Raw genomic sequence first — 18,305 nt, forward strand, 5'->3', positions numbered from 1 at the left:
ATTCACTATTCCGTACCTGAATTTGTCTCCAAAATTTTTGCTTGGTATTACACTCTTATTTAAGAGTTAAAAAATAAAATAATCGGAGACAAGATGGAAAAAAAGCAATTTAGCGTTATTGAAGCCAGTATTGCGGATATTCAACAAGCAATTTGTGCAGGAGAAGTGACTTGCACTCAAATCGTTTTGCAGTATATTGAAAGAGCAAAAAAATACAATGGCCCTTCTAGCTTATTGGTCACAAAAGATGGTGCTAAGCTATCGCCACAACAGGGTGTAACAAGAGCTGGAAGTCCTATTCAGTTCCCCCTTGAAACACTCGCAGCCTCAGAATTATTACCTAATTTGGATGAATATCAAGGTCCACCCTTAGAGTTTGGACGCATGGAGTCAACAGCTTCAGATCATCAAGTTGTACAACAATTTGGCATGATTGTGGGCAAAGATAATGCAGGTCAATTAAATACCTTGGCCACCTTAAATATTCGTGGCGAGCGCTCTGTTACCTGTAAGGGAGAGTTTGACTTACATCCAAGTTTAGGTAGTCTGCCACCTGGCGCGCCTCCTGTTTGTGAAATGTTTCGTCACTTTCCAGATGCCATTGAGCAAGCAAAGGCTCTAGATGATCAATACGGCAGTAATCCACCGTTAGATCAACTACCACTTTACGGCGTTGTGTTCTCTTTTAAAGATGCTTTCGATACCAAAGATATGCGATCAACGGGTGGTGGTGACGCAAAATATGACATCGATTTTCCAGCCAAAGATCACATTTTGGTTGACCAGTTAAGGAAAAAAGGCGCTATTATTTACGCCAAAGCCACCATGACTGAATACAACGGCCGTGCTGGTGATCCAGGGGGTAAAAACTTTCCTGAAAAAGTCTTACCATCCGTACTTGGTTATCAGCGCTCAACATGGGCTGGTAATCCCTCGAACCCTTATGACACGACCAGGTCAGCCTCCTTAGGGTCAAGCTCTGGGTCAGGTGTATCTGTAAGTGCGAATTTAGTAACAGCAAGCCTTGGTGAAGAGACAAGGCAATCTACCCGAGGTCCTTCCAATCATAATTCTGTAGCACTTATCCTGCCACATAAAGCCATGCTTGGCTTTGATGGTGGAGCCATTGGTGCTGACATTTATTGTGACAGGACAGGTATCCTTGCTAAATCTTTAGACGACTGTGCAAGGATTTTGGATGCATTAAAAGACCCAGAAAATGGTTATTACGATCCAAGAGATCCTTACACAACTGTCCCCCGTTCGAGCGTTTTACCTGCTTATTCGCCATTTATTAAAAAAGAAGTTCATGATCAAGAACTTGCTGGTAAACGTATTGGCGTCATTCGAGAATCCATGCTAAATCCGGGGATCTTAGCTGTAACGCCCATCATTACAGCTGTCAGTCAAGAAATTAAGGATGTACTGGGTAAAAAATTAGGTGCAACCTTAGTCGAGTCTCGCGATGCTCTATGGACTCCTGATCCAGAGTGTGAGCAGATGACCATTGATTTTCAAAAGTCTTTGGCCAGACTCGTACCAATCTTTATGCCGGATATTCTATTTCGACTAACCCCTTCAGGCGAACCGTTGTTTCCAGAGTTTGCAAGCGCAATTAAAAAAACTGAATTTGCACCAGGTCAATTTTTTGGTAGTGGTGATTTAGATCCAATGGATTACTTAGTTCTGTTGGCAGATTTAAACATTGCTATTCCGAAGAATTTAACGATTGCTACGGTTCAAGATGAAATTTTGGCAAATAGCTTTAGATTTCATATCAGCCAGTACTTAAGTAGACGTGTTCAAGATTGGAAAGACCAAGGTTATACGGAAAAATTGAATAACTGGGCACATCTGAATGAGCGTTCTAAATATTGGGGTGATGATCAACGCAGTGCTTTCAAGAACTGGGAAGAAACGTCAGATCCTAGAAATCCATTAGGTGGCCGCCAAGGAATTGATGAACGTATTATGCTCAGAGAACTACTCAGACGCGTTGATATGATGGTCCTTTTAGAAAATAAATTAGATGTATTTGTCAGACTGCACTCTGCATTACCTCCAGCCAAAATTGGCTGGCCAGATGAACCTGGACTGATTAACCACCTGCGTAATGAAATTACCTTTGGACCGAATGCGGGTTTAACGGAAATTTTGGTCCCAGCTGGTTACGTCCGACAAGCCTACGATGCAAAGTTTCAACTCAGTCCTGATAAAAAGAAATATGTTGGCCAATCTGTCGAGATACCAACTGAAATCCCCTACCCTGGCTTGCCATTTTCTCTCGTATTTAGAGCAGAGCCCGGTAAGGAAGATACGCTTTTAGAAATTGCATCTGCTTATGAAAAGGCGTCTCATCGCAGAGTATCACCACCCAATTTCCAATAATTAATTGGCAGCCATGGGGAAAATCCTCATGGCTAGCAAGCTTTTCATCCTGTATCGTAAAGACATTCAAAGGAGACAATATGCCGAAGTATCAACTTAATATCGATGGGAATCTTAAAGCAGTCGAAGTACCTGCTGATCAACCATTACTCTATACCCTTACCGACCAACTAAAAATGAAAGGTCCTAAGTTTGGCTGTGGACTAGCTCAGTGTGGTTCTTGTACCGTAATCATTAACGGTAATGCAGTGAGATCTTGTGTGATGCCGACAAGTACTGCGGCGAATAGCAAAATCAGAACACTGGACGGTTTAGCTAAAAATGGCAAACTTCATCCCATGCAAACAGCTTTTGTTGAAGAGAATGCTGCGCAATGCGGATATTGCACCAATGGTTGGATCATGCAATCCATCGCACTCCTCGAAAACAATCCCAAAGCTTCAGATGAGCAAATCATCAATGGTTTATCCAATGTTCAGTGCCGCTGTGGCACGCAAATCGCTATTTTAAGAGCCGTTAAAAAAGCGCGTGACCAAATGGCAATGGCTTAAGGATAAATCATGAAAAATTTTCAATTAAATCGTCGTGAATTTTTGCAAAGCTCATCCGCTTTAGTCATTGGTGTTTCGGGAATCTTGCCAAGTATCGAAGCTAATGCGCAAAATCAAGCTGCTCCTAAAGTACTCGGACCTAATCCATCCGCTTTAGATACCTGGATCAAAATTGGTGCAGATGGGAATGTAATCATTAATTCCGGAAAAATGGACTGTGGACAAGGCTTAGATGTTGCTTATGCCATGATTGCAGCTGAGGAATTAGATGTTCCACTGAGTAGTGTTATGGTGAATTTTGGCGACACAAGAATATCCGCGAATCAAGGTGGCGGTAGCGCCTCGTCTGGAATCCGCCAAGGTGCGGTCCCGATTCGTAACGCTGCAGCTGAAGCAAAGCGTATTTTAGTTGGACTTGCTTCGAAGGAACTCAATACGCCAGTTGATCAACTGCAAGTAGTTGCTGGCAAAGTATTCAATAAAAATAATCCTTCTCAACAAATTACCTATGCTCAACTTATCGGCAATAAAAATTTCTCAACCTCTCTAGAATGGAACAAACGGATTGGCAATGACATGAATGTCACTGGTCTAGCTAAGCCTAAGTCTCCTAGTGAGTACAAATTAGTGGGTCAATCACACGGCAGAAGAGATATTCTGAATGTGGTCAATGCCTCAGAGCACTTTACGGCACATATCAGACCCGATAATTTATTGCATGCTAGAGGTATTCGACCACCCGTAGCAGGTTCCTCCCCGATCATGATTGATGAAAAATCGATAGCGTCCATTCCGGGTGTTCGAGTATTTCGTGAAGGTAGCTTTGTGGCGGTAGTTGCAAAGACGGAGTGGGATGCAGTCAGAGCTGCAAAAGCATTAAAGATTGAGTGGTCTGAAGTCAATCATCCATTCCCGGGTGGAGAAAAAAATGTCTTCAATTACATTAAAGATGCAAAACCAACCTTCACAAATGCAGTACCCATGTTTTTCGGTAAAAAAGAATTCAACGCCGAGCCAACTTTAGCGGCCTTAAAGACCTCCGCCAAAGTGATTGAAGCGGAGTACTTTGCACCCTTTCAATCCCATGCTCGTTTTGCGCCTTCCTGTGGTGTCGTTGATGTGAAGAAAGATCAAACGCAAATTTGGACAGATACACAAAAACCACATTATCAAAGAGAAGGTATAGCCAAATTCTTAAAGCTTGCTCCTGAAACGGTAGAAGCGAAGTGGATGCATGGTGCGGGCTCATATGGGCGAAGTGACGCAGATGAGGCTCCATATGAAGCAGCGCTCTTATCCAAATGCTTTGGACAACCAGTGAGAGTTCAATGGTCTAGGGAGGAAGGAACAGCCTGGGACCCGAAAGCACCAGCCGCAATTATGTCAATGAAAGCAGGTATTGGAAACAATAATGAGATAACGGCTTGGTTATTTAAGGCGAAAGGATTCAATGGCTGGGATGTGAAATTTAATGCCGAGAGTCCAGAGCATACATTAGTTGGAATGCAAACAGGCCATAAAAAATGGACTGCGTTTAACTTTAACATTCCGGAAGAAAGTTATAAATTCCCAAATCATGTCCACTGGTGGGAAACAGTACCCTCTTATTTAAATCAAGCATCCCCGCTGAGAACAGCTCACTTAAGAGCACCTCAAGAAATGCAAACCCGCTTTGCTCAAGAGTGTTTTATCGATGAAGTTGCGCATGCTACGAAAATTGATCCCGTTGACTTCAGAATGAAGCATATTCAGGAGCCTCGTGAAAAAGATGTTCTGAAGGCGGTAGCTGACAAATTTAATTGGTCCACAAAAACCAATAGGAAAAGTTCTGGAGATTTACAAGTTGGTCGTGGTGTCGCTTTATATAACGGTTATCAGTCTTACGCTGCGGTTGGTTGTGAAGTCGAAGTCAATAAAAAGACCGGCAAAATTTGGGTACGTCAAATTGTGATTGCGATGGATTGTGGACTCATCATTAATCCGGCGGGTGTCAACGCGGCACTTGAAGGACAAATCATGCAAGGCATTAGCCGCGCACTGTATGAAGAAATCCATTTTGATGAAAATAAGGTAACTAGTTTGGACTGGAATACCTATCCAATTGCAACGATTAAAGATATTCCAGGAAAAGTGGATTTGATTCTTCTTAATCGCCCGGATAAAGCGTCCGGTGGTGTTGCTGAACCTGGATTGGTTAGTATTCCTGCAGCGATTGCCAATGCCGTATTTGATGCTACAGGCGTTCGTATTCGCCAATATCCTTTAGGACCTGAAAGAGTAAAAAAAGCTTTAATGGTTTAACACTAAAACGATAAATTAAACTTCAAAGCCTAACTTATGTGAGTCAATTCACTTAAATTAGGCTTTTTTTATTCTGGTTCAATGCCAGCAAGCTTCACGACTTTGGCCCATTTTGCAATTTCACTGTGTATAAACGTGGCAAATTGAGCAGGTGAAGTGGTCGCAACTTCAAAGCCTCTTTGTAACATTTGCTCTTTCACACTCGGATTTTTTAAAACTTCCATCAGGGCTTTATGAATTTGGTCAATCACTTCATTCGGGGTACCCTTCGGTGCGTACAGACCATACCAAGTCGAAGCACTATAGCCAGGAAGCCCTGACTCAGCAATCGTTGGTAAATCCGACAAGGCGCTCGATCTGGTCTCAGAAGTCACCGCAATTGCTTTGACTTTACCTGACTTAATAAAGGGCATCGCAGCTGGAATCGTTGCAAAATAAACCTGTACTTGTCCACCGAGTAAATCGGTAATGGCAAGTCCACCACCCTTATAGGGAATATGAACCATGTCGATATTCGCCATGGAATTCATGAGAACACCTGACAAATGGGAAGACGTACCATTACCGGCTGATGGGAAATTGATCCTACCTGGTTGTGATTTTGCTAGTTTGATTAAATCAGGAATATTTTTAATTGGAAATTCTGGGGCAGTAATTAAAACATTGGGGGTAATCCCGACGAGCGCAATCGGCACTAAATCCTTCTCTGGGTTGTAAGGCATCTTTTTAAAGATGCTCACGTTAATAGCATTGGGGCCAATATTGCCCATTAGTAATGTATATCCATTCGGTGGAGAGTGAACTACTGCATCGGTACCGATATTGCCACTTGCACCTCCTCGGTTCTCGATCGTGATATTTTGACCTAATTGCTTGCCAAGTTCTGGGGCAATTAAGCGAGCAATAATATCTGTGCCACCACCTGGTGGATAGGCCACAACCATTTTAATTGGACGATCTGGGTACTGTGCAAAGACGATGGATGAGTGCATCCCCAGAATAAAGATGGCTATTGCAAGCCATATTTTATTTAATTTCATCATGGCTTAATGAGGTGTTAAATAAACAGTTTTGCCAGTTCTAGCCGACTCTTCAATAGCCAAAGTCACGGCTAAGGTCCTAATCGCATCTCTAGGTTTAGCTAAATTACATGGCTTACCGGTGGACAGATAATCTAGCCACGCCCTTGTTTCGTCAGCAATTGGACCTAAGAAATCCCCTAATGCCCAATCACCTGGGGTTGAGCTTTCTAGAAAAACGGTTTCGATTTTATGATCAGTTAAGTACACATGCGGAAAGCCAAGATCAGTTTGCATAATTTGATCGGTATGATCATCATTAATTAAAAGCGTGCCATGGGTACCCAACAACTCTACTCTTGCCGAGTGGCCGACAGAAGGCCATTTTTCTGGCAAAGCGTAGCTTACCCCCAAATTCAGCACAGCACCGTCCTGGCAGGTCAGAATAGCCCAAGTAACGTCCTCAGTATCATAACCAGCAGCGTGGATAACTCCTTTTTGACCTTTGGCGAAGACTTCTACCACCGGATTGTCAGCTAATAGCCAACCCATCAAATCAACATAATAAGTCAGTGCGTCGACGACAGGGGTCGCACCTTTATTACGTTTTAACATGGCAAAACACTGTGAACGAGAGTTGTACAAGCGCGCGCATGCACCAGTGATCACCCCTAACCTACCCTGAATAATTTGTTCTTTGGCAATCAAGTAACGGTTTTTGTAGCGCCGACTATAACCAATATGTAAATCACTGTTGAGTTGCTCTGCTTTGGCGATGACTTGTTTAGCATCTTCTTCTAACAGGGCAATGGGCTTTTCGACTAAGACAGGTACGCCGCGATCAAGAGCTGCTAATAATGGAGCAGTGTGTTCATGTTCACTGGTTGCAATGTTGATTGCATTGACTTCTGGCAAGGACATCACTTCTAAATTATCAGTAGTCCAATAATCAGCACCAATCGTTTTAGCCAATTTTTCAGCGGCTTCAGGGTTGGCATCTGATACAGCAATAAACCTGACTGATGGATGCATTTTGGCGAGTTTCCCACGAAGGGTGCCAATTTTTCCAGAGCCGACAATGGCCAAACCAATCTCTTTTTTTTCCTGCATGATGTCTCCACTTTTTTGTTATAGACAATATCCTAACATGAGAGCAAAGTCTAAATAGATAAATACGAAGACTAAAAGTGAAGAAAAAAAGGACTAAATTCGGCCGAATTTACCATTGTTGAAATCGTCTACGGCTTGCTCAATTTCTGCTGTGGTATTCATTACAAAGGGTCCATAACCAACAATGGGTTCGTCAATAGGCTCACCACTTAAAAATAAAGCCACTGAATCTTCTAAAGCAGTGATCGAAATTCCCTCACCATCAGAACTAAACATTAGCATCTGTGCATCCCGAGCGATCGAGCCTTCCTGAACTTGAATTGCGCCTTGCATAATGACTAGAGAAGTATTCCACCCCTCTGGGGCAGGTATTGTGAGGCTTGTTCCTTTTTTCAAGGTAAAGTCAATTACATTCATCGGCGTAAATGTGTTCGCAGGTCCTTGATAGTGTAAATAATTTCCAGCAATGACACGACCAGTACCGGCCTCATTATCTAAAGAAAAGTTAGGGATTTGCTGATTAAAGATTGCTTGATAGCCTGGCTTGGTCATCTTATGGATGGCGGGTAAGTTAACCCAGAGTTGTACCATCCTTAGGTTTCCACCAGTCTTTGCGAAGTTTTCAGAGTGGTATTCTTCATGCAAAATGCCCGCGCCGGCCGTCATCCACTGCACCTCTCCGGGACCAATCGTCCCCCCCTCACCAGTAGAGTCTTTATGGGATACTTCACCCTCATAAACAATCGTAACCGTTTCAAAACCTCTATGCGGATGAGTACCAACGCCTTTGCGTTCCGTTGTAGGGGGAAATTCATGAGGGCCTGCATAATCAAGCATCAAAAAGGGACTCATTTGCTTGCCGAGATGTTGATAAAAAAATAAGGTTCGCACTGGGAAACCGTCACCGACCCAATGCCCCCGATCATTACCTTGAATTCCAATAAATTTTTTCATATCGATTAAACAAGTTATTTAATACTTGGATGATAAGTTATTCAACACAAGTAGTCTGCATTACCAATTAATACTCACGATTGAGGTCAGCAATTTTTGATTCTATCTCTTTCAAGCGAGGTGTCGAACTGATTACTTTGGTTCGTAAATCCTTTTTTCTAACTTCTAAAGTTAAAAAACCGCCTAAACATAATCTATTTAAATCTTTTCTAATCGTTACGTCACTAAATTGTCCTAATTCTAAATAAAGATTCTTTAGAGTTAAATCAATACCCTTTTTTTCAAAAGTCAAAACAGTTATCAAAATCAATATTGAAAGTACCGAATTTCCTTCTTGTACCTTCTCTGCTCGAAAAAGTAATAATACAGCCTTAAGTTTTTCCAATTGATAACAGCCTTAGAATTGTTAAATGTAACAGTAAAATAATCAGAGAGACAACTATTCCACACCCGTTTTAATTTATCAATGAAATTTAGTTGAAGAAATTTGGAGAAATTTTTTGTATTTAGCCGATTGATATCAACTATTAAAAAATAGAATTGAGGTTTTATTCTAAAAACCTCGTTGAGTGGATGATATAGCAAATTAAAAAATGTATTTTTTAACTAGTCGAAAGAATCGATGAGGTTTATCAGTAGTTAATCTAAGTGACATTGATGAGGAAAATGAACTCATCAAAACAGCTATTATTTAACTTCAATTGCTGATATTAATAGAGTTAAAGCTATTGATAATCCTAGAAAATTGAATTAAATTTGCGCTGATTAATCTAAAGCTTTAGCAATATGGTGTTTGGATATTGTTGTCTTGGGAATTTTACTGCCAACATTTTCAAACCACGAACGCACGTCTTCCTCAAGCCCTACTCCGTGCATATAGTTGTAAATGGCTTTTTTAAGACCTTGACCCAAAACATCATGATTAACTCCCGTTGGATCAATAAAACTAATATCGTTTTTTGCAAAGCTGATCTCAGGTAATGGCACCAATTGAACGCCATACTCCTCAGGATTTTTCCCAACTGATGAGTGAACAGTACAAATAAAGCGGTGAAAAAAACCACTTTGAATACAACCTTGTTCAAAGAGTTGCCGAACATATTCAAGAGAGTCGACTGTTTCTTGTACCGTTTGAGTAGGAAAACCATACATCAAATACGCATGCACTAGAATACCTGCATCAGAAAATCCTTTCGTTACTTGAGCAACCTGATTAACAGACACTCCCTTTTTCATCAAATTCAGTAAACGATTAGAGGCAACTTCTAGGCCACCTGACATCGCGATACAACCACTTTTAGCGAGCAAATTAGCCAATTCAGGGGTGAAGGTTTTTTCAAAGCGGATATTTCCCCACCAAGAAATCACTACTCTTCTTCGGATTAATTCTTCTGCGAGGGCCTTTAAGATTTTTGGCGGAGCCGCTTCATCTACAAAATGAAAGCCTGTCTGCCCAGTTTCATGAATGATTTGTTCAATCCGGTCGACGAGTAAACTTGCTGAGGCGGTCTCATATCGAGAAATGTAATCTAAAGAGACATCACAAAAACTACATTTTTTCCAGTAGCAACCATGCGCTACTGTTAATTTATTCCAACGCCCATCACTCCAAAGACGGTGCATGGGGTTGAGCATATCCAAAAGTGATAAATAGGAGTCGAGGGGTAAACCATCCCAGGTTGCAGTTCCAACCTCTTCAAACGGAATATCAGGCTCTTGCCAATTAATCAATTCAACGGTGTCATCTTCACCTTTAATAAAGGTGCGTACTAATCGACTTTTTGAGCGTTTTCCTGCTAAATGTTCTAACAATGCTAATAAAGGGCGCTCACCTGAATCTAAAGTAACAAAATCTAAGTAATTAAAAACACGAGGATCAGTCATCTCGCGCAGCTCTGTATTAACGTATCCACCCCCAAGAGCAATCTTTATTTTTGGATCAGTATTCTTAATCGTTTGCGCAATCCTCAGTGCGGCGTACATCGCACCTGGAAAAGGAACTGATAGGAGGACTAAGGTTGGTTGATGACGATTAAGCGCTTCAAGGGTTAGATGACTAAGGTGTAAATCCATTAAATTCGGTTTGGCATTCAAGGCATCATTCAGCGGCGTAAAAGTCGGCTGACTACCGGCCAAAGACTCGGCGTAACGCACAAATTCAAAACGACTATCAACCGCATCACGTAATACATCTGATAGATCATTAAGGTATAAAGTTGCTAAGTGACGTGCCCTATCTTGTGATCCAAGTGCCCCAAAAGCCCAAGCCAATGGATCTCCAGAATCCTCATCATCAAAAGCTTCTAATGAGGAAAATCTTGGACCTTCAGGAAGAAAATCACGAGAATTGATTCGGTGACTTAGGGTGCTGTCTTTACCTTGTAAAAATGTTATTACCGATGATATGGTTGAATGGTAATCATCAAAGAAATCAAGAAAAAAGTTGACGCTACTACTTCTGTAGGCCTCAGGCATGTCAATGGCCTGATTTTTGACCTCTAGTAATCCCAAAGGATTGAAGAAGCTGAGGACTAAGGCTAAGGCTAAATCTTCTTGAACTGCCTCAATGCCGCGAGACCTTAAAAATCCGGTGAGGTACGCTGTTGAGGGGTAAGGCGTATTCAACTGCGTCATTGGTGGAATGAGGCTTAGTACTTTCATTGGTAAGGCCTAATCGTAAATTTAGGAAGTCGAAATTTAAACCAGCCAACTACTAATGAAAGAGGGCTCTTCTAAATTTTTCTACTCAATAGGGTCAATCGCTAAACAATAGGAAGTTTAGAGCAACACCCAAAAATGTGATGTCATTTTAGCATTCAATAGAATGATTAAACCATTCATATTGAACTGTTTAGTCTCTATATATTGGACTAATTACGCTTTCAGAAATTAATCCCCAGCCATTCTTTTACTTGTTCATGTAAATCTCCAGTGAACTGACTTTGAGGGCCAGAGGCTGAAATTTTACCGAGGCTTAATACATACAGAAATTGAGACATTTGCACCACTCTTCTGACATTATGGTCAATCAATAGCACGCCCATGCCATTTTGAGTAAATTTTTCTAACCAAATAAATATTTCTTCAGCTATTTTGGGTGAGAGACCAATACTAGGCTCATCAACTAAACATAATTGGGGTTGTAAGATCCACACTTTGGCAAACTCTAATTGCTTTTGTTGACCTCCTGAAAGCTCCCCAGCGGCTTGATTTCGTTTTAATTTAAGAATGGGGAACAGTTCTAACACTTCTTCGTAACGCTGTTGCCAACCCTGCATAGATTTTCTAGATCGCACAGGCAATAGGAGATTATCTTGCACGCTTAAAAATGGAAATAAACTAGATTCTTGTGGAATGCAACTGATGCCATAATCAATTAATTCATGCGCTTGAATCGCGTTTAAACTCTTTCCGCGATAAAAGACTTCACCAATTTTAGGCTTTAAAAATCCGCAGATTGTTTTAATTAAAGTAGACTTACCTGCACCATTCAGTCCTATTAAACCAGTAACTTGTCCAGCGAAGACTTCTAAATTTACATCGACTAAAACGTCAATATCTTTGGCATAACCGGAAGTCACATTCTTTAATGACAACAATGGCTCAGTCATGATGCCCCCCTAAATATGCTTCTATAACTTCAGGGCTTTCTAAAACTTCTTTGGTAAGTCCATTACCAATGACCCGACCATTATTCATACAAACACATTCTTCACAAAGTTGTTTCACAATCGGCATATCATGGCTAACCACTAAAAACGTATGTCCTTGGCGATGCCTTTCAGAAATAAACTGCACCATAATTTCTCGCATTTTGGGATGAACTGCGGCAAAGGGTTCATCCAAAAGTGCTAATTTTGGACTACGCATAAAACACATGCCAAATTCGAGTAACTTTTTTTGACCACCAGAAAGTTCTCCAGCATCAAGAAACTTAACATGATCTAGTTCAAGCTCTTGCATCAGGGCATCTGCTTTTTCAACAGACTCTTCGAAACTTAGATCTCTGGCATATCCAGCAATCAATAAATTATCAAAGGCACTTACTCTTGGAAACACCCGAGTCATTTGAAACATTCGCATGACACCTAACTTGGCTAATTTAGAGGGCTTTAAATTAGTGATATCTCGTCCCTCAATGAATACTTGGCCTTGATCGGGGATTAATATACCTGAAAGCATATTCAGTACAGTCGTTTTTCCAGAGCCATTAGGACCTATTAAACCAATGATCTTTCCTGGAGAAATATTAAAACTGACATGGTCTACGGCTTGATTTCCACCAAAAGATTTAGATAAATCTTGAATTTTTAATAATTGGTTCATGAGGATGCCGACTTACCTAAATAGCGTTGCATGAGTTGTGAAAATAATCCCCATAGGCCCGTTCTAAAAAATCGGGCAAAAACAATCACAATAATTGCAAAAACAATCATTTGGATATTACCCACATCTCTTAACCACTCAGAACCAAGATAAACGATTAGAGCCCCAATTAAAGGTCCCGTGACAGAGCCTACACCACCAATGACAACCATTGAAATAACTAAGCCTGTTTGTTGTAATAGACCCATTTCAGGGCTTACCAATTGACTAAAAGAACCATACATTGCTCCAGCAAAACCACATAAGGCGCAAGAAATAGCAAACGCAATTAATTTGATCCGCGTGACATCTATACCTCTGCTTTCTGCGCCTTCTTGATCATCTCGAATAGCTAATAAAAAACCACCAAATTTTGAGCGCATCAGTGAATAAATAAAACCACCGACTAAAACAACTAATACTATAAAAAAATAATAATAAGAGATACGGTCCGTCATCAAAGTAGGAACATTTAATCCTTGATCACCACGGGTATATTCATGGGAATTAGAAATGATGACACGAGAAATTTCAGCGAAAGATAAGGTGGTTAATGAAAGATAGGGACCTTTTAGATGCATTACTAACCCACCCAAACCAAGACCTAATAAAGCAGTACCTACAATAGCTAAGGGCATTGAAACCCATAAAGAAATATGCGCATGAAAATCAAGTAAACCCACTATGTAACCACCAAGCATGGCAAAAGCAGCAGGTGCCATTGAAAACTGACCACAATAACCTGCTAAAAAATTCCAGGCCATTGCTACGATGCCGAAATACATTGCAACAACTAAGATGCCTAAGGTGTAATCACTTAATTGCAATAAAGGTAATAGACAAAGAAAAAAGATAATGACAAAGAAACACTTGAAATCATACGCCAAGCGATTTCTCCAAAGACGACTATTTTTTAAAGAACTGGAATTCATGTAGTTAAACTTCCCTTCCTTTTTGTCCTGCTAAGCCTTGAGGTCGAAAAATCAACACCACGATCAGAATCAGTAGACCAAAAGCATCTCGGTAGTCATAAGAGAGATAGACTGCAAAATAAGACTCCAACACACCTAGGATTAAGGCTGCAAACATGCTACCCCAAATCGATCCAAGTCCACCAAGGACAACAATAATGTAAGATTTAATAGCAGGAAATGAGCCAATATCCGGAGATGGATTGACAATTGGAGAAAGTAAAGCACCAGATAAAGCTGCTAGTCCTCCAGCTATAGCAAAAATTAAGGAAGTCGTTTTAATTGGATCAATGCCAGCTAAAGCAGCACCAAAACGATTTTGAGCAACTGCTTGGATTTGTTTGCCCCATAAAGAATTCTTAATAAAGATTGCTAAACCAATTAATAAAAAGATGGATACACCTGCTGCCATGAGCTTTTGTCCATTGAGCATAATGGGACCAATTGCAATCCGTTTAAGATCAAAAAGACTAGGCCCCATAAAAGGCGAAGGACCGATTACTTTATCGACTGTATGAACTAATAACAACGATAAGGCGAAGGTCACAACAACAGCATATTCATCTTTAACAAATGACCAACTCCGATAGCCATCATATAAAGGTCGAATCAAAGTGCGTTCAACAATCATCCCCAAAAGGGCACCACCCATCGCAGCCATTGGGAGTGTAAACCAGGGATTAATTCCAAAGCTTGTTGAAATTAATGCATAAGTGTAAGCACCAACCATGAAAAATTCGCCATGTGCAAAATTGATGATTCGCAACACGCCAAAAATCATGGATAAACCTACTGCCATCAATGCATAAAACAGGCCCATAATGAGCCCGTTTATTGTTAAGTCAAGAAATAACAAGGAAAACTTTCCGTCAATATTCGATTAAATTACTTTTTAATTTTTGGGAAAGGTTATTTTTGTAGTATTCAAAGGTAAGCCAGGACCTTGCAGTAAGGTGGTTTTCCCAACAGCTTGATTGACATCTGTTAATTGGTAATTAACATAAGGGATTGCAGCCCATTGTTGAAAAGCAACACCAGGCGTTGAGTCAAAAGTCATTACACCCCGAGCACCATCAAACTTCCCTTTACGCATTGCCTCTAAAATCTTAGCAGAATCGGTAGAACCAGCCTGACGAATCGCCTCAGTGACAACCAACAAAGAATCAACTGCTTGATAAATTAAACGGTTAGGATCATTATTGGTTCTTTTTTTATACTCAACCGCAATTTGCTTAGACAAATCATTGAGCTTCATATCCGGATGATACATCCCAATTGTCATCATATATTTCCCCGCATCTTTGACGTTTTGCCAAAAGTCAGGGTAATCTGCCATTCCTGCGCCGTCATAAACCAAGGTTTTTGGTGAAGCTGCTACACCTTGTTCATACAATTGATTTAAAGCAATGTAAGCCCCTGGTGGCAGCATCGTCAACACAACAACATCTGGGGGATTTGACTTTAATGAAAGGATCGCTGGGGTAAAATCTTTACTAGCGCGATCTAGCGTCTCAAATTTGTACTCAATATTAGAGCCTTTTGACTTTAAAGCCTCACCAACTCCTTTTGCCAAACCAATTCCATAATCCGTATTTTCAGCAAAAGCGACGACCCTTTTAACCTTCATGGCTTCTAAAGTCTGAGCCATCGATTGAGCAACAACAAAGTTGTAAGGTGAAGTATTAAAAACCTCTGGGTATCCTTTAACTCTAACTGAATCAGCCCAGCAATTAGTATTCACATACGGAGTTTGATAACGGTGAGCAACTTCAATTTCACTTAAGCAGACAGAGCTTTGATGTGCACCAGTAATCGCGACCACTTTATCTTTAGTAATTAATTTTTCAACTGCTGATCTACCCTTCTCAGGCAAACCTTGATTATCTTCTATCAATAACTTAATGGGACGACCTAAAACTCCACCTTTAGCATTGATCATATCTGCATAAATTTCCATTGCATCTTTAATCTGTGTACCTTGAATCACAGAACCTGGTGGAGAGCGTGTAATCGATAAGCCAATCAAAATTGGATCAGCAGCATATCCTTGGAGAGTAAAAACCCCCAAAACCAATGCTAAAACAGAAGTGCGAAAAAATGGATTAATCTTCATACTATCTCCTATGGTTATCTAATTAGTTTATTCAGTATTATTCCTAGTTAATAAAATATAACTCAAAACATCCTTTTCAGGTTAAAAAATCAACTCAAAGCATACTAGATAAAACACCTAGGTATATCGTAGACTCTAACTCTGATTTGCGCTAACAGAGCATTGTCAAATATTAAGTTAAGCATGTATGCTGAACGCAATCCATCCTCTGTTCAAAGTTTGATACCGAAAATTCATTCACCCAGTAAGACAACTGAAATAAAGCACGAAAAGATGACCGCCTTCTGTGAGTTCTTACTGCGTGTATGAATTCAGTGGTTCTTTTTCAAGAATACTAATTGATCTTAACTACTTCGATTACACCATTCATCATCTGAAAGCTTGAGTATTTCAGCTACTTTTTGGGCTGCTCTGAATTTAATAGCTGGTGAATAAAAACTCTTATCACCACCATTTTCTATTTGACTTAGTTGTTTTGTCGAAAGTGTCGCAAGGGTAGCTAATTCACTTTCGCTATAACCAGCTTTTTCTCTGGCAAGTTTTAATGCCTCTCCACGAATAGTTCGATCCTGTATGAACATTTATTTTCTAATTTGTCTCTTTAAATACTCAAACAATATGATTTATTACCTAAATCACACCTCAATAATCTATTTAGAAAATACGTGTTGTGACTAAAGTCCTAGTCAATGAACGAAATTCCAAATACTAAGATTTACCGCTTTGGTTGCTCAATCCTTGCATTTTTTAACAAGTTTTCAACTGCTTCTTGGCGTCTCACTTGAACTAGTGATTGAAAAATCCCCTGCTTTGCCGTCTCGAAAGATGGCATTTCATAATCTCTTAATTCATCCATTCGAAAAACATGCCAACCAAATTGCGTTTTCGTTGGTTTCGAGGTAATTTCACCAACTTTTAACTCTCTTATCACCGGAATCAGTGATTTTTGCAGTTGACTGAGTAAAAGCCAATCAACTTGCCCGCCCTGTTTGCTGCTCATCTCATCTAAAGATGTTGTTTGAGCAAGTTGTGCAAAATCTGCTCTGGACCGTAACTTTTGAATTATCTCTTTGGCTTCAGGTTCAGATTTGACGATAATTTGAGAAAATTTATATTGTTTTGCGTTAATTTCGCCTGGTTCTGTGGTCGCCTTCTGACGTTCATACTCTTGCTTTATATCCATTTCGTTCACTGGATGAGTTTTAAAGTAATCATCAAACCACATGTCGATCACTAGATTTTCTTTAGCAATTTGATATTTAAATTGATTCTCAGGACGTTCTTCTAGGAGATTTTTTTGGGCATCCTGCAAAATCAAAGTACGACTGACTATTTCATTCAAAATCGATTGACGAAGAGTTAATAAGTCCTGAGTATTTTGATTTGGAGTGTTTTTAAGCCAGTCGTCTAACTGCTTGACATAAATTTTTTGACCATTCACTAGTCCTAAAACTTCCAGATCATTAGCGAAAGTATGATGCCCCATCAAAATGAGGGGCATCATGCCAACGAGGAAATACCTTTTAAACTTTTTCACGAGTGATGCTTTTAAAATCAATTAAGCTATAAAGTACACTGCAGAAAAAGCTTGTTAACACCAATTTACATCGCCTTCACTGTTAAGATCGTTTCCTTAATCTCTTTACCATCCAATAAGGTCTTCACTTTAATCCGAATTGGTAATGCTGATACAGGGACATTATCAGAAGTTAAAACCTTCGTTTCAGGGTCAACCTTCAGCCAACTCGGTAATGGATCACCATTAAGCAATGTTGCAACATACCTTGGTTTAGCAGTTTCAGGCAATACTGTGTCAACTAATACAGAACTAGGAATATTATATTTCACATTATCTGCATTGAAAGTAGCTAACAAATCATGCTTAGCTTCGTCAATATCGTGCAGGATGACCAAAGTTGCAGCTGGAGTGCGGTTATCAATCTGTACTTTCGCAGGAACAGTCGGTTTAAAGACCGGTGCAGGAGTTACCTGAGGAGTAATACTAGGCATAACAACAGGAGTTACCGCGCTATAAATATTCGCCATCAATGGGAAGGTCACACCAGCTATGTAGTAGTTGGTATTACCTATTGTCAAGGTACTCAAATTCGCTGTAACAACTATGTTATCTCCTTGCTGAGAAGTTGCAAATGTGCCACTAAGAACAGTGCCCGTCAAACTAGAGGCATCTGAACCTAATAAACCAGCAATACTCGGTGTACCCGTTACAACAGCTGCCGTATTACCATCGTAAACCTTATTCTTAGCAACTAAACCGCTAATCGTTAAAGGTGCCGGTGTAATATTAGCTGCCAAAGTCTGTGGCGGTGTGATTCCAGCAATGTAGTAGTTCGAAGCTGCTGATCCACCTAAACTCATACCAGCAACCGCACTACCTGCGCCACTTACCAAGATTGGAGTCACACTAATCGCTGTACCAACGTTCGGCGTTGCAAACTGGAAGCTACTTGCGTAGTTACCAGCCGTTGGGACTTTAACATTAGCTGAATCTGTTGCATATACACCCGTTGTA

16 protein-coding genes are annotated in these 18,305 nt (G+C 40.3%); 3 read left to right on the forward strand and 13 right to left on the reverse strand.

The annotated features are described in order from the left end of the window. Positions 1-93 precede the first annotated feature (93 nt). The 3 genes from AOC35_RS05195 to AOC35_RS05205 all read left to right on the forward strand — a co-directional run bounded on the left by AOC35_RS05195 (position 94) and on the right by AOC35_RS05205 (position 5,240). The gene (locus tag AOC35_RS05195; RefSeq protein WP_108646083.1) at positions 94-2,388 is read left to right on the forward strand and encodes an amidase family protein; all 2,295 of its coding nucleotides are present in this window, start codon (positions 94-96) and stop codon (positions 2,386-2,388) included. Positions 2,389-2,468: 80 nt separating this feature from the next. Then, positions 2,469-2,939 carry a (2Fe-2S)-binding protein gene (locus AOC35_RS05200; RefSeq protein WP_108646084.1) on the forward strand — a complete coding sequence of 157 codons (471 nt, stop codon included), beginning with the start codon at positions 2,469-2,471 and terminating at the stop codon, positions 2,937-2,939. Positions 2,940-2,948: 9 nt separating this feature from the next. Further along, positions 2,949-5,240 carry a xanthine dehydrogenase family protein molybdopterin-binding subunit gene (locus AOC35_RS05205; protein ID WP_108646085.1) on the forward strand — a complete coding sequence of 764 codons (2,292 nt, stop codon included), beginning with the start codon at positions 2,949-2,951 and terminating at the stop codon, positions 5,238-5,240. A 68-nt stretch (positions 5,241-5,308) separates the two neighbouring features. Here AOC35_RS05205 and AOC35_RS05210 read toward each other — a convergent pair whose 3' ends face one another. The 13 genes from AOC35_RS05210 to AOC35_RS05270 form a co-directional block, all read right to left on the reverse strand. Next, positions 5,309-6,283 carry a Bug family tripartite tricarboxylate transporter substrate binding protein gene (locus AOC35_RS05210; RefSeq protein ID WP_108646086.1) on the reverse strand — a complete coding sequence of 325 codons (975 nt, stop codon included), beginning with the start codon at positions 6,281-6,283 and terminating at the stop codon, positions 5,309-5,311. Positions 6,284-6,286: 3 nt separating this feature from the next. Continuing rightward, entirely contained in the window at positions 6,287-7,369 is a 1,083-nt protein-coding gene (locus AOC35_RS05215) for a Gfo/Idh/MocA family protein (RefSeq protein ID WP_108646087.1), read from the reverse strand. Positions 7,370-7,462: 93 nt separating this feature from the next. Further along, the gene (locus AOC35_RS05220) at positions 7,463-8,323 is read right to left on the reverse strand and encodes a pirin family protein (protein WP_108646088.1); all 861 of its coding nucleotides are present in this window, start codon (positions 8,321-8,323) and stop codon (positions 7,463-7,465) included. Between the two features lie 67 nt (positions 8,324-8,390). After that, entirely contained in the window at positions 8,391-8,708 is a 318-nt protein-coding gene (locus AOC35_RS05225; protein WP_108646089.1) for a hypothetical protein, read from the reverse strand. Positions 8,709-9,088: 380 nt separating this feature from the next. Then, positions 9,089-10,984 carry a B12-binding domain-containing radical SAM protein gene (locus tag AOC35_RS05230; RefSeq protein WP_108646090.1) on the reverse strand — a complete coding sequence of 632 codons (1,896 nt, stop codon included), beginning with the start codon at positions 10,982-10,984 and terminating at the stop codon, positions 9,089-9,091. 221 nt (positions 10,985-11,205) lie between these two features. Then, positions 11,206-11,934 carry an ABC transporter ATP-binding protein gene (locus AOC35_RS05235; RefSeq protein ID WP_108646091.1) on the reverse strand — a complete coding sequence of 243 codons (729 nt, stop codon included), beginning with the start codon at positions 11,932-11,934 and terminating at the stop codon, positions 11,206-11,208. Continuing rightward, positions 11,927-12,649 carry an ABC transporter ATP-binding protein gene (locus AOC35_RS05240; RefSeq protein WP_108646092.1) on the reverse strand — a complete coding sequence of 241 codons (723 nt, stop codon included), beginning with the start codon at positions 12,647-12,649 and terminating at the stop codon, positions 11,927-11,929. Before AOC35_RS05240 ends, AOC35_RS05235 begins: the two co-directional genes overlap by 8 nt. Beyond that, positions 12,646-13,620 (reverse strand): branched-chain amino acid ABC transporter permease, encoded by a 975-nt coding sequence (locus AOC35_RS05245; protein WP_108646093.1) that lies wholly within the window; start codon positions 13,618-13,620, stop codon positions 12,646-12,648. Before AOC35_RS05245 ends, AOC35_RS05240 begins: the two co-directional genes overlap by 4 nt. A gap of 4 nt (positions 13,621-13,624) precedes the next feature. Continuing rightward, positions 13,625-14,515 carry a branched-chain amino acid ABC transporter permease gene (locus AOC35_RS05250; protein ID WP_108646094.1) on the reverse strand — a complete coding sequence of 297 codons (891 nt, stop codon included), beginning with the start codon at positions 14,513-14,515 and terminating at the stop codon, positions 13,625-13,627. Between the two features lie 36 nt (positions 14,516-14,551). Next, complete coding sequence (locus tag AOC35_RS05255) at positions 14,552-15,772, reverse strand: ABC transporter substrate-binding protein (RefSeq protein WP_108646095.1); 1,221 nt, start codon at positions 15,770-15,772, stop codon at positions 14,552-14,554. Between the two features lie 344 nt (positions 15,773-16,116). Next, entirely contained in the window at positions 16,117-16,353 is a 237-nt protein-coding gene (locus AOC35_RS05260) for a helix-turn-helix transcriptional regulator (protein WP_108646096.1), read from the reverse strand. 134 nt (positions 16,354-16,487) lie between these two features. Next, positions 16,488-17,309 (reverse strand): peptidylprolyl isomerase, encoded by an 822-nt coding sequence (locus tag AOC35_RS05265; protein ID WP_159077488.1) that lies wholly within the window; start codon positions 17,307-17,309, stop codon positions 16,488-16,490. Between the two features lie 65 nt (positions 17,310-17,374). Further along, positions 17,375-18,305: YDG domain-containing protein (locus AOC35_RS05270; RefSeq protein WP_245898436.1), on the reverse strand; the 931-nt coding region annotated here is incomplete at its 5' end.

This window comes from Polynucleobacter rarus, assembly GCF_003072505.1.
Taxonomy (GTDB): domain Bacteria; phylum Pseudomonadota; class Gammaproteobacteria; order Burkholderiales; family Burkholderiaceae; genus Polynucleobacter; species Polynucleobacter rarus.